Below are 12597 nucleotides of genomic sequence, written 5' to 3' on the forward strand. Positions count from 1 at the left end.
CAGTGAAGCCTATCCTGTCACAGGGAAGAGGCTATTCGTGGAAAATGCTCAGCCCCAACCGCATCCCGGTCTGAAACTGACGCAGCTTCTATTCGTTCCCTTCACGATCCCTGAAACCAAGCAAATAAAGAATTCCATCCAGCCCCAGGGTGGAAATCGCCTGCTTGGCCGACTGCTTGACCAGCGGTTTGGCCCGAAAAGCCACGCCCAACCCGGCCAGCCCGAGCATCGGCAGATCATTGGCGCCGTCACCGACGGCAATGGTCTGCTCCAGACGTAAGCCTTCCCTCTCTGCCAGCTCGCGGAGCAGATCGGCCTTGCGCTGGGCATCGACGATGGGCTCCTGCGCGACACCGGTGAGTTTGCCGTCAACGATCTCCAGTTCGTTGGCATAGACGTAATCGATACCGAGCCTGGCCTGAAGCTGATGTGCAAAATAGGTGAAGCCACCCGACAGGATCGCGGTCTTGTAGCCCAGTCGCTTCAGCTCGGCGAACAACAGTTCAGCGCCCTCTGTGAGGCGCAAGCTGGCGCCGACTTCGACCAGCGCATGCTCTTCCAGGCCTTCGAGCAGCGCCAGGCGCTCCTTGAAGCTGGCACGGAAATCTAGCTCGCCGCGCATCGCACGCTCGGTGATTTCCGACACCTGATCGCCAACCCCGGCCGCCTTCGCAAGCTCGTCGATGACTTCAGCCTCGATCAATGTCGAATCCATATCGAATACCGCGAGCCGGCGATTGCGACGAAACACCGAGTCGCGCTGGAATGCGATGTCGACATTCAGCTCCTGCGCCACGCTGAGGAACTCGGTGCGCAACGCAGCGGTGTCGGCTGGCTCACCTCGCACCGAGAACTCAATGCAACCCTTGCCTAGATCCTCGGGCATATCCAGTGGCTGGCGCCCTGAAAGACGGTCGATGTGGTCGATGTTGAGGCCATATTTGGCAGTGATCGAGCTGACCCGCTGCAACTGCTCGGCGGTGACCTTTCGTGTCAGCAGAGTGACGATATGCCGAGGCTTGCCCTGGCCCGCGACCCATTGCTGGTAGTCCTCTTCGGCGACCGGTGTGAAGCGCACCTGCTGGTCGTGCTTGTAGCCCATGAAGAGCACGTCCTTGAGCACTGAAGAAGCGCGCTCGGTATCTGGGATTTCCACCAGGATGCCGAACGACAGCGTGTCATGGATCACCGCCTGACCGATATCCAGAATATTCACGCCACCCTGGGCGAGCACGCCGGTGATAGCCGCGGTCAGCCCGGGGCGATCTTCCCCGGTAATGTTGATCAGGACGATTTCGCGCAAGGCGTAGCTCCCATGGCAAAGAAGGCAGGCATTCTACAACAGCCGGCCAGCAGCTGAGCGCCGCCTCATGCGGCGGATCATCGGCGTCATTTAGCCGTTCCGGCGACATATCCTGCAATTCGTCAGCTTTGACCGTGAGACCTTCAGCCCCCAGTGCGCTTTCCGTATACTGCGCGGCACTTTCCCTAAGAGTAGAGCCGCGCTTTGTGAACCGGCCCGCATCCGTCAAGCCCGACAACTTCTTTCTGCTGATCTACCGCGCACTGCGCCAGCGACGTATTCCGCTGGTGCTGCGAGTGGCCAGTCATACGCTGCTGCTGGTCGCCCTGGCGCTGATCATCTATGCCTGGGTCATGGGCATGCAATTCAAGCATGCCATGGAGCAACAAGCCGATGCCCTCGGCCAGAGTCTGATCACCCAGACAGCCGCCTCGGCGACCGATTTGTTGGTGGCCAACGATATTCTCAGCCTCAACGTGTTACTGAGCAATCTGGTGAAGAACCCGCTGGTGGCTCATGCAGCAATCTATAGCGTTGATAACCGCGTGCTGGCGGAATCTGGCGCTCGTCCCCAGCGCAATCTGCTAGGCGAAGAGGAAGGCCTCTACTCCACCCCCATCAGCTTCCAGGATGTGATTGCCGGGCATCTGCGTATCAACCTCGACATGCGGCAGTTCCAGCAACCGATGACCATCAGTTTGCAGAGCATGGGGCTGTTGAGTCTGATCCTGCTGGCACTCACCCTGACGCTCAGTATGCGCCTGGGCCGTCAGCTATCGCTGCCGCTGATGCAACTGCGCCTGTGGTTGCGTGACCCGGACGATCCAGCCCCCGGTGCGGGACGGCAAGACGAAATCGGTGATCTAGCACGGCAGTTGCAGGCACGCCTGGTGCCAGAAGAGCCTGAGCCGGAGATCGAACTCGACGAAAGCATGCAGGACATTTACTCGGCGCACTTCGATGTACCTGCCGCTGCTCCCAATGTCGTCGACGACCATCCCGCCATTGATCTCAGCGATAACGCCGTAGATGAAGACGACCGCAGGGACAGCTATCACGCCGCCGCGCCGGCTGCCGCGGATGACTTCGACCCGTTCGACGACGACCCGCCACTCGAGGAGCCAAGACCGCAGCCAAAGCCACAGCCGCGCCCAGGGATTGCCGTCCCGCCACCTGCTGTGAGCGGAAAAAGCGGTGTATTGGCGATACAGCTTGGCGCTCAGGAGCAGTTACGTCGACTGCCCCGCGCTCGCCTGACCGAGCTGCTGCAGCGTTACACCGACTGCCTGCAGCAAGCCGCGACGCTGTATCAGGCGGAGCTTCACACGCTCAACGATGGCAGCAGCCTGATGCTGTTCCACAGCCAGGACGACGAGCAGAACTACCTGACCCACGGTCTGTGCTGCGGCGAGCTGATGCGTGCACTTGGGCATGCACTGCAAATCGAGGTCGCAGACAGCGGTATTACCCTACAGCTCCAGCTCGGCCTGACCCAGGGCGAAGGACTTTACGATCTCAGCCAGGGCGACCTGCTACTCAGCGAGCCGGCACAGGCAGCGCTGGCCTTGTCCCAGCACAGCCGTAATCTGTTGTTGGTCGAGCGCAGTATTGGCGAGGACAACCTGATCCGGCAACGTGCCCGCATCCGACCGATCGCCAGCCCGGAGGGTGCCTGCTGCGTCGAACGCCTGCTCGAACCCTATCCGCCACTGCTTGAACGACAGCTGGCACGCATGCACGAGTTGCGTAATCGCAGCGGCTGACCGGACGCAGGATGGATTAGCCGAAGGCGTAATCCGTCGATGGCGACAAAGCCGCCACACACGTTTGGTCAGAAGCGGAATACTTCGAGATCGGTCCTGATCGGCTCCGCCGCAGGAATTGCCGGAAGGGCTTCAGGTTTGCGTTCCTTGGTGATGTTGCGCTTGGCCGGTGTCTTGGCGATCACTATCGGCTCGATGGCTGTCGCCATCATTTCCCCCAGGCGCTGCAACAGAACGCTCTGAGCGCGCACCTGGTCGGTCGTGCTGCCCTGATGTTCTTCCTGCAACCGTACCAGGCGGCTGGCCTGACGTTTACCCTGCTTATCCAATAGGCGCCATTGAGCTTCCAGCACAGCGGGGTGCTGGGGACCGGAATCCAGCCGGGTGATTTCAAGCTCGACCTGCACCTCGGGGGTGAAGCCCTTGCTGCCTGGGCTCAGCTCAAGACTTTGGGTCTTCAAACGCGAAGCCAGTTGGCGCAGCAACAGCTGGTTGATATCGCCCTGCAGACTGCCGGCCCAGCGTGCCTGCTGCCCCTCAGCCGCCAGACTGCCATCGGGCAGGCGTTGCAGCAGTTCATCACGCTGCAGATAGTCGGCCAGCAGTACTGGCCCCAGCAGTATCGCCGCGCCGTCTGCCTGAGCGGGCACCTCGATAGTTCCGTTGTCGAGGCGATACATAGGCACCGGCTGGGTGACACAGCCAGCGAGGCTGGCACAAGCCAGCAGTAAAACAGTCGTGAAGCGCAGCACGTTGATCTCTACCTTTGCACCGGACCCTTGATGACGCTCCGCCAACGGATGTCTGCCCGCTCCGCTGTAGGCGGTCACCAATGGTCGCCGTGCCGATTATCTTCGGTTCCCGATGCGGCTGATGACTGACTGCCGCATCGCGAATCGGGATGAAATTGGAAGGCCGCTATCTTCCGTGAAACCGGCGTCGGAAGCCAGCCTCTAACGCCACCATCTCAGTTCGCAGTCTCGGCCAGCAGCGCATCCACACGCTGGAAGCCGCGTGGCAGCTTATTGCCACGCCGCCCGCGCTCGCCCTTGTAGTGCTCAAGGTCGTCAGCCTTGAGCGACAGCGTACGCTTGCCGGCCTGCAACATCAGTGTCGCACCTTCAGGCAGCACGGCGAGATCCGTCACATACTCCTCGCGGCTGGCCACACGATCGCCGGGGATACCAATGATCTTGTTGCCTTTGCCCTTGCCCAACTGCGGCAGGTCGCGGATCGGAAATACCAGCAGGCGCCCCTCGGTGGTAACTGCGGCCAGCCAGTCCTGATCGCGATTCTTCAGCGGCCGCGGCAAAATCACGCGCGCACCTGCCGGCAACGACAGCAGCGCCTTGCCCGCCTTGTTCTTGGCCTGAAGATCCTCGCCCTTGACCACGAAGCCGTAACCGGCATCGGAAGCGATCACGTACAACGCTTCGTCGTCCGGAAGCAGCACGCACTCGAAGCTGGCACCGGGCGGCGGCGCCAGGCGCCCGGTAAGTGGCTCGCCCTGCCCTCTGGCCGAAGGCAACGAGTGCGCAGCCAACGAATAGCTGCGCCCCGTCGAATCAATAAAGACTGCATATTGATTGGAACGACCTGCCGCGGCGGCCCTGAAACCATCGCCAGCCTTGTAGGACAGGCCGGTGGCATCAATATCGTGCCCTTTGGCGCAGCGCGCCCAGCCCTTCTCGGAGATCACCACGGTGACCGGCTCGGACGGCAGCAACTCGTTTTCCGAAAGTGCCCGCGCCTCAGCACGCTCAACGATCGGCGAACGCCGGTCATCGCCGTAGGTTTCGGCGTCGGCGATCAACTCCTTGCGCACCAGTTTCTTCAGCTTGGCCTCGCTGCCGAGCAGCGCAAGCAGCTTCTCTCGCTCTTTTGCCAGTTCGTCCTGTTCGCCACGGATCTTCATCTCCTCCAGCCGTGCCAGCTGGCGCAGACGGGTGTCGAGGATGTAGTCGGCCTGCAACTCGGACAGCTCGAAGCGCGCCATCAATACCGGCTTGGGCTGATCCTCGGTACGGATGATGTGAATCACCTCGTCGAGGTTGAGAAAGGCAACCAGCAGGCCTTCCAACAAGTGCAGCCGCTTTTCGACCTTATCCAGGCGGAACTGCAGGCGACGGCGCACGGTGCCGATGCGGTAGGTGAGCCATTCGCTGAGCAGCACCTTCAGGTTTTTCACCTGAGGGCGACCGTCGAGACCGATGACATTGGTATTGACCCGGTAACTGGATTCGAGCTCTGTGGTAGCGAACAGGTGCTGCATCAGCTCGTCGGCATCGACCCGGTTGGAACGCGGGATGATGACGATCCGGCAGGGGTTCTCGTGATCCGATTCGTCGCGCAGATCAGCCACCATCGGCAATTTCTTCGCCTGCATCTGCGTAGCGATCTGCTCCAGCACCTTGGAGCCGGACACCTGATGCGGCAGCGCAGTGACGACGACGTCACCGTCCTCGACGCGGTACACCGCCCGCATACGCACCGAGCCGCGTCCGGTCTCATAGATTTTCAAAAGATCGGCACGCGGCGTGACGATCTCCGCCTCGGTCGGATAATCCGGACCTTGGACATGCTCACAGAGCTGCTCGACCGTGCAGTTGGGCTCGTCCAGCAGACGCACGCACGCAGCAGCGACCTCACGAAGATTGTGTGGCGGCACATCGGTTGCCATGCCGACAGCGATGCCGGTGGTGCCATTGAGTAGCAGATTGGGCAGACGCGCCGGCAGCGTCGCCGGCTCGTCGAGGGTGCCGTCGAAGTTCGGCACCCAGTCGACGGTGCCCTGCCCCAGCTCCGACAGCAACACTTCGGAATAACGCGATAGCCGCGCCTCGGTATAGCGCATCGCCGCGAAGGACTTCGGATCGTCCGGCGCGCCCCAGTTACCCTGGCCGTCGACCAGGGTGTAGCGATAGCTGAACGGCTGAGCCATCAGCACCATGGCTTCGTAGCAGGCTGAATCGCCATGCGGGTGAAACTTGCCGAGCACGTCACCGACCGTACGTGCCGACTTCTTGTGCTTCGAATCGGCGTTCAGGCCCAGTTCGCTCATGGCGTAGACGATGCGCCGCTGGACGGGTTTTAGACCATCGCCGATATGGGGTAGCGCGCGATCCATGATCACGTACATGGAGTAGTTGAGATAGGCCTGCTCGGTAAAGTCGGCTAGAGAGCGTCGCTCCACGCCGTCCAGGCTCAGGTCAAGAATTTCGCTCATGGTCGATCCGTGGCGTGTTGGCGCAGCACCAGAGTGCCGGCGCGCTGGGTGAATTCGAGTTGTTTCAGGGCGCTCATGCCGAGCAGAATCTGTTCGCCACCAAAGCCGGGCGCGACGATGGCACGGACGTCACGAAGAACGATGTCGCCAAGGGCAAGGCTGTCGAGAACAGTGCGATAGCCGGTAGTCTGGCCATTGGCGGTCTGCAACATCACGGGGGCGCCGCGGGCAAGATCGAGGCGTTCAGCCTGCTCAGCCGGTATCGCTACATCGGTCGCGCCGGTATCGAGCAGAAAGGTCACTGGTTCACCATTGATCAGACCGTCAGCGACGAAGTGGCCTTGCACGTTACCCTCCAGCCGCACCTCGATCTGGTCGCCCTGCACCATCGATACAGGCTCACGGTTAGGATTGAAGCGGCTCTGCTCCCAGTCAGCGAAAAATCGCGTGGCCAGCAGCAATCCAGCGCCCCAGGCCAGCACCAGCATGACACGGCCGGCCCGGCGGCCGGCAGGCTGGGTCACTGCGTGGCACCCCAGCCGCCGTTGGGTGCGGCGAAGCGCCAGACGATCGGCCGCTGCTCGCCGTCAGCACGGGACATTCGATTGTTATCGACACCCATCCAGGCGCCCTCGGCATCAACCCAAAGCGCCTCGGCGTTGCCGAACGGCGTGTCGTAGCGACGCGAATCAGCCAATGCCGTAGCGGCATATGACCAGCACAGCTCCCTATCGCCACTGGACGGGTCGCGTCGACAAATCTGGTGCGCAGTGGGCTCCAGCGTGAACAGTTTGTTCTGATGAAACGCAAGCCCGGAAAAGGCTCGCGGCAACGCTTGCTCACCCAGCGCTGGCGGCGGCAGTTCGCGGCCACCTTCGGCAAGTAATACGCAGCCGCCCGTGCATTGCCAGCTGCTCTGATTGCGGTGCATGACCAACAAGCCTCGTCGGTCACGCTCAGCGGCGAGCCAGAGGCGACCGGCCTCGGGATCGACCGCGACGCCTTCGAACATGGCGTTGAACTCCAGCAGCATGCCACTTGCGCGTGCCTGGCGGACCAAACCGTCCGGGAGATTGAGCCATTCGGCGGTGCCGGCCGGACTGACCTGGAGCACCGCCGCATGCGCCTCGCTGGCCAGATAGCGATTGCCCAGGTTGTCGCAGCTGAGCCCTTCGAAATCCATCTTGCCGCCGCGCACCATGCCGCTGATGGCAGTGCGCACGCGCATGCCCCATGACAACCCGGTATCGGGCGCTGGGGGTAAATCGAAGCGTTCGCTCTCGGCCCGCCAGACGGCTTCGCTGGCATCGAGACGATACAGCTGGCTGTCCTCTCGGTCCGAGACGGCCCAGAGAGCGTCGCCGCACCAGGCCAGCCCGGACAGGTTACCTTGGGCTATTCTTTCGACAGGATGCTCGCTGATCAGTGTCAGCTCGGGCGCCATTTCGGGCGCCATCTCAGCACCCCAGGCCGGCGCCGACAGGGCAAACAGCAATGTAATCCAACGACGATTCAAATCAGTACCTCGGCGAGATTGCCCTTGGATTCGAGCCAGCTCTTGCGATCACCCGCGCGTTTCTTGGCCAGCAGCATATCCATCATTTCCCGCGTACCGTCGAAGTCACCGAGAGTCAGCTGCACCAGGCGGCGCGTGTTTGGATCCATGGTGGTTTCGCGCAACTGCGGTGGATTCATTTCACCGAGGCCCTTGAATCGGGTGACCTGAGGTTTGCCGCGACGCTTCTCGGCGAGAAGACGATCTAGAATGCCGTCGCGCTCAGCCTCGTCCAGCGCATAGAAGATATCCTTGCCCAGATCGATGCGGTACAGCGGCGGCATCGCGACGTACACATGCCCGGCATCCACCAGCGGGCGGAAATGCTGAACGAACAGCGCGCAGAGCAGCGTGGCGATGTGCAGACCGTCGGAGTCGGCGTCAGCGAGGATGCAGATCTTGCCGTAGCGCAGCTGCGATAGATCATCCGAACCTGGATCGAGCCCCACCGCCACGGCAATGTTGTGCACTTCCTGGCTGGCCAGCACCTCGCCCCCATCCACTTCCCAAGTGTTCAGGATTTTGCCGCGCAGTGGCAGGATGGCCTGGAACTCCTTGTCGCGCGCCTGCTTGGCAGAGCCACCGGCGGAGTCACCCTCGACCAGGAACAGCTCGGAGCGCGCCGGGTCCTGCCCGGCACAGTCGGCCAGTTTGCCGGGCAGCGCAGGGCCTTGAGTAATGCGCTTGCGCTCGATCTTCTTACTCGCCTTGAGCCGCCGACCAGCGTTGCTGATAGCCAGCTCAGCCAGTTGCAGACCCAATTCGGGATGCGCGTTGAGCCAAAGGCTGAAGGCATCCTTAACCACCCCCGAGACGAATGCCGCCGCCTCGCGGGAGGACAAGCGCTCCTTGGTCTGACCGGAAAACTGCGGCTCCTGCATCTTCGTCGAGAGCACGAATGCAATCCGCTCCCAGACGTCCTCAGGCGCCAGCTTGACGCCGCGCGGCAGCAACGTGCGGAACTCGCAAAACTCGCGCATGGCGTCCAGCAGCCCCTGACGCAAGCCATTGACGTGGGTGCCCCCCTGCGCGGTGGGAATCAGATTGACGTAGCTTTCCTGCACGCTGTCGCCGCCTTCTGGTAGCCACAGCAAGGCCCAGTCGACGGCCTCCTTGTTACCGGCCAGGCTGCCGCAGAAGGGTTCGTCGGGCAGACGGGCAAACTCACTGACTGCATCCACCAGGTAGGAACGCAGGCCGTCCTCGTAATGCCAATCGATCTTTTCGCCGGTGCTCTTGTCCTCGAAGCTGACATTCAGTCCCGGACAGAGCACTGCCTTGGCCTTGAGCACATGTTTGAGGCGGCTGATGGAGAATTTCGGCGAATCGAAGTATTTCGGATCGGCCCAGAAATGCACGCTAGTGCCAGTGTTGCGCTTGCCGACCGTACCGATAATGTCCAGCTCGCTGGCCTTGAAGCCATCGCTGAAGGCCATGCGATATTCACTGCCATCACGCTTGACCGTCACCTCGACCCGAGTCGACAGGGCGTTGACCACCGAAATACCAACCCCATGCAGACCACCGGAGAACTGGTAGTTCTTGTTGGAGAACTTTCCGCCCGCGTGCAGCTTGGTGAGGATCAGCTCGACGCCCGACACGCCTTCTTCCGGATGGATATCCACCGGCATACCGCGGCCGTTGTCGATCACCTGCAGCGAATTGTCCTGGTGCAAGATCACCTGCACGGAGCTGGCGTGGCCGGCCAGTGCCTCGTCGACGCTGTTGTCGATGACTTCCTGAGCCAGATGGTTGGGCCGCGAGGTGTCGGTGTACATGCCCGGACGCTTGCGCACCGGATCCAGGCCGGAAAGGACTTCAATGGCTTCTGCGGTGTAAGACATGTGCGTCTCGTGATGTCCTTATAAATCGGAAAAATCGAGTTCTGCAAAGGCAACCGGATCGAAGCCGGCAAAGGCCAGCAAGGCTGGAAGCCGCTCGGCAAACCCCTGGAAGCCATGGTCGCCGCCAGCCTGGATGCGCAATGCGCAACCTTGGTAAAAGTCTGCAGCGTGGCGGTAGTCCAGCGTTTCGTCGCCGGTCTGCAACCATATCTGATAGCGCTCCGCATCCTGCGGCGGGGACACTTCCAGTTCGGTCAGGGCAACGACGTGGTCTTCAGTCAGGTCCCAGACCTCACCAGTGTAGAGATTGGTCTGCGGCCCCAAGTAACCATCGAAGCGTCGATGAGGCGTCACTGCTGGATTGATCAGCAGGGCCTTGAGCCCGTGGCGCTCCGCAAGGTGGGTTGCATAGTATCCGCCGAGAGAGCTACCGACCAGCATGGGACGCCCCAGCTCGGCAATCGCCGCATCGAGCTGAGCAATGGCCTGACGCGGGTGATGATGTAACGCTGGCACTCGCAGCCGCTCGCTCATACCCATGCGCTTCAGCGCTGCGGTCAACTGGCTGGCCTTCTGCGATAGTGGAGAGCTGTTAAGGCCATGCATATAAACAATGGCGGGTTGGTCGCTGGTCATCTGGTTCGCTGAGCTGGCAAAAGACGGAAAAGGCTACTAGGCGAATAGCGCAAGCTGCAAGTCGCTCGACAACTGGCGGAGCGTCATTTCGCGAGCAAAGCTTTGCATAAGATGAAGCGCTTAGACGGCGACTCAATACCCCTTGATGCTGTAATCCACTTCGAAGTCCATCCCGACGACTCGCGACACGCCGGTTTCGAGCTTGCCATTGGCATGCAACCGCAGCCAGCGATAGCCTGGTGCAAGGGTATCGACCTGGAAATCCTCGCTGCCTGGTGCGAATTGCACGCCCGTCGACGGAGCGGCCAACAATCGAATACCGCCGCGCCACCCATCGAACTCCTGATGGATGTGGCCCCACAGCAGCGCCTTGACGCAGCTGAATCGGTCGAGGACTTCAAACAAAGCCTCACGGTTGTGCAGTCCGATGTTGTCCATCCAGCGGCTGCCGATGATAACCGGATGATGATGCAGGCAGATCAGGTGAGGCCGCTCCGGTGATTTTTGTAAGGTCTGCTCTAACAACTCAAGTTGCTCTGCACTGAGCATACCGAAGACCGACCCAGGCACCAGGGTATCGAGCATCACCACGCGCCAAGCACCAATATCGAGCACCGGCACCATCAATTCGCTGTCACGGGCGGCCTGCTGCATTGTCGCGAGTTCATCATGGTTACCGGGACACCAGCGCACGGGGGCATCGATTCGCTCGGAAAGCTGGCGGAAGCGTTCATAGGAGGCGAGCGAGCCGTCCTGCGAAAGATCTCCGGTGGCCAGCATCAGGTCGACGCGAGGATGCTCACGGAGGACCAGATCGACCACGCGCCGCAAGCTCTCGGCCGTATCCAAGCCCAACAACTTACCGCCCGCCTCGGCGAACAGATGGCTGTCGGTCAGCTGTACGAGCAGCACCGAATCTTTTTCAGCATTGAGGGGCGCAGCAGCCAAGACCCGTCTCCTTTGGCGAAATCGCAGAGGAATTATGGTGGCTGGCGGTTACGGGGGTAAACCGCGCGATGCGGGCATGCATCACAGAACACACGGCAAGCTGCAAGCGAATCAGTGTGAGGGCTGGCGCTGAAGGCCGTCACGCTTTTCTGCTTCTTTCCTTGAAGCTAGTGGTCCGAAGCTCGCCACTGCTTGTCAGAGCACCGGCTCCAGTTCATGACCACATGCCAGGCAATGGCCGAGCCATTCGCCGAGGAACAGATTCAGCTGATTCTTCTCGTCGGGCTGATGCATCTGCGCGTTGGGATAGCTATAAATGCCGCGGAACCGCCGAGCATTCTCTGCAGTGATGACCTCAGCCATGCGCGCGTCGTGATAAACCCTCACGTCCATTTGTGGCACCGGCAGCCAAGGCAAGCAGTCCTGCTGGCTGATCTGTACTGTCGTGGTATATGGGCAGCTCTCCACTACCTTCAGTGCCAGTACGCCAAGCAGTCGATCGCCCTGGCTCATGGCAATACGACGCGTATCCGGCTGGTTACGCATGTCAGGTAGAAGGCGCATCAGCCGCAGATAGTTCGCCTCGCAAGCCGCCTGCAGTTCCAGCAGGTCGACACGGTATCGTTCACGCGTGCGCCTCATGTCCATGTCCCCCTGATTTCGTCGCGGTTCAAGGCCAGCCACTGCAGGGCGATGATGCTCGCGGCGTTGTCGATGCTCCCCTCGCGCACTGCCTGCAGAGCCTGCTGCAGCGACCATACGTGTACACGAATGTCCTCGCCTTCCTCGTCCAGGCCGAACACGCCACCCGCGCCCGAGCTGTCGCAACGCCCCACGTAGAGATGTACTCGCTCGGTGCTGCCGCCAGGTGAAGGGAAATACGTGGTCACCGGCCACAGCTCAGCGACCTCCAGCCCCGCTTCCTCGACGGACTCGCGACGTGCGACTTCTTCGGGCTGCTCATCCTTGTCGATCAAGCCAGCGACTAGTTCGATCAACCAGGGATTATCGACCTTACCCATCGCACCCACTCGGAACTGCTCGATCAACACGACTTCATCGCGCCGCGGATCGTAAGGCAGCACGCAAACCGCATCGTGACGGACGAACAGCTCGCGCTCCAATTGCCGGCCCATGCCGCCGCTGAACAGGCGATGACGCAGCTGCAGCCGGTCCAGGCGATAGAAGCCGCTGAAGCACTGCTCTCGCTCGATAATCTCGACATCACCTGGGCCGGGCTTGAAAGTATCAATCATGAATAACTCACTATCGGTTTGTTCCGCGCTTGCCTAGCGCCGGAAAAAGCTACACCGTCACGGCGT

Annotated in this window: 11 protein-coding genes; 1 reads left to right on the forward strand and 10 read right to left on the reverse strand. The window is 61.2% G+C overall.

Annotated features, from left to right (window positions below; translation table 11 throughout):
* Positions 1–88 precede the first annotated feature (88 nt).
* Positions 89–1303 carry a phosphoserine phosphatase SerB gene (serB, locus tag NAV33_RS05115; RefSeq protein WP_255977561.1) on the reverse strand — a complete coding sequence of 405 codons (1215 nt, stop codon included), beginning with the start codon at positions 1301–1303 and terminating at the stop codon, positions 89–91.
* Between the two features lie 206 nt (positions 1304–1509).
* Between serB and NAV33_RS05120 the strand changes: the two genes are divergently transcribed.
* Complete coding sequence (locus NAV33_RS05120) at positions 1510–3066, forward strand: AhpA/YtjB family protein (RefSeq protein ID WP_255977563.1); 1557 nt, start codon at positions 1510–1512, stop codon at positions 3064–3066.
* Positions 3067–3134: 68 nt separating this feature from the next.
* Here the strand turns inward: NAV33_RS05120 and NAV33_RS05125 are convergent, their stop codons facing one another.
* From NAV33_RS05125 to nudF, 9 genes are all read right to left on the reverse strand, one after another.
* Positions 3135–3824, reverse strand: a complete 690-nt coding sequence (locus NAV33_RS05125) for a PqiC family protein (protein ID WP_255978163.1) — start codon at positions 3822–3824, stop codon at positions 3135–3137.
* 209 nt (positions 3825–4033) lie between these two features.
* Entirely contained in the window at positions 4034–6292 is a 2259-nt protein-coding gene (gene parC, locus NAV33_RS05130) for a DNA topoisomerase IV subunit A (RefSeq protein WP_255977565.1), read from the reverse strand.
* The gene (locus NAV33_RS05135) at positions 6289–6816 is read right to left on the reverse strand and encodes a retropepsin-like aspartic protease family protein (RefSeq protein WP_255977567.1); all 528 of its coding nucleotides are present in this window, start codon (positions 6814–6816) and stop codon (positions 6289–6291) included. The genes parC and NAV33_RS05135 overlap by 4 nt, the downstream gene beginning before the upstream one ends.
* Positions 6813–7748: an esterase-like activity of phytase family protein gene (locus tag NAV33_RS05140; RefSeq protein WP_423836645.1), complete on the reverse strand. Its 936-nt coding sequence runs from the start codon at positions 7746–7748 to the stop codon at positions 6813–6815. The genes NAV33_RS05135 and NAV33_RS05140 overlap by 4 nt, the downstream gene beginning before the upstream one ends.
* Positions 7749–7804: 56 nt before the next feature.
* Positions 7805–9691 (reverse strand): DNA topoisomerase IV subunit B, encoded by a 1887-nt coding sequence (parE, locus tag NAV33_RS05145; RefSeq protein WP_255977571.1) that lies wholly within the window; start codon positions 9689–9691, stop codon positions 7805–7807.
* Positions 9692–9709: 18 nt separating this feature from the next.
* Positions 9710–10327, reverse strand: a complete 618-nt coding sequence (locus NAV33_RS05150) for a YqiA/YcfP family alpha/beta fold hydrolase (RefSeq protein ID WP_255977573.1) — start codon at positions 10325–10327, stop codon at positions 9710–9712.
* 132 nt (positions 10328–10459) lie between these two features.
* Complete coding sequence (gene cpdA / locus NAV33_RS05155; RefSeq protein WP_255977575.1) at positions 10460–11275, reverse strand: 3',5'-cyclic-AMP phosphodiesterase; 816 nt, start codon at positions 11273–11275, stop codon at positions 10460–10462.
* A 195-nt stretch (positions 11276–11470) separates the two neighbouring features.
* On the reverse strand, positions 11471–11917 hold the full coding sequence (locus tag NAV33_RS05160) for a DUF1249 domain-containing protein (RefSeq protein ID WP_255977578.1): 447 nt from the start codon (positions 11915–11917) through the stop codon (positions 11471–11473).
* Complete coding sequence (nudF, locus tag NAV33_RS05165; RefSeq protein WP_255977580.1) at positions 11914–12531, reverse strand: ADP-ribose diphosphatase; 618 nt, start codon at positions 12529–12531, stop codon at positions 11914–11916. The genes NAV33_RS05160 and nudF overlap by 4 nt, the downstream gene beginning before the upstream one ends.
* Positions 12532–12597: the final 66 nt, after the last annotated feature.

The sequence above is a fragment of the Stutzerimonas stutzeri genome, from assembly GCF_024448715.1.
In the GTDB taxonomy this organism is placed as follows: domain Bacteria; phylum Pseudomonadota; class Gammaproteobacteria; order Pseudomonadales; family Pseudomonadaceae; genus Stutzerimonas; species Stutzerimonas stutzeri_AR.

Coding starts and splice junctions, on each gene's coding strand:
- NAV33_RS05140 (WP_423836645.1), bottom strand. CDS start 7,748: ATGGCGCCCGAAATGGCGCCCGAGCTGACACTGATCAGCGAGCATCCT.
- nudF (WP_255977580.1), bottom strand. CDS start 12,531: ATGATTGATACTTTCAAGCCCGGCCCAGGTGATGTCGAGATTATCGAG.
- parC (WP_255977565.1), bottom strand. CDS start 6,292: ATGAGCGAAATTCTTGACCTGAGCCTGGACGGCGTGGAGCGACGCTCT.
- parE (WP_255977571.1), bottom strand. CDS start 9,691: ATGTCTTACACCGCAGAAGCCATTGAAGTCCTTTCCGGCCTGGATCCG.
- NAV33_RS05160 (WP_255977578.1), bottom strand. CDS start 11,917: ATGAGGCGCACGCGTGAACGATACCGTGTCGACCTGCTGGAACTGCAG.
- NAV33_RS05150 (WP_255977573.1), bottom strand. CDS start 10,327: ATGACCAGCGACCAACCCGCCATTGTTTATATGCATGGCCTTAACAGC.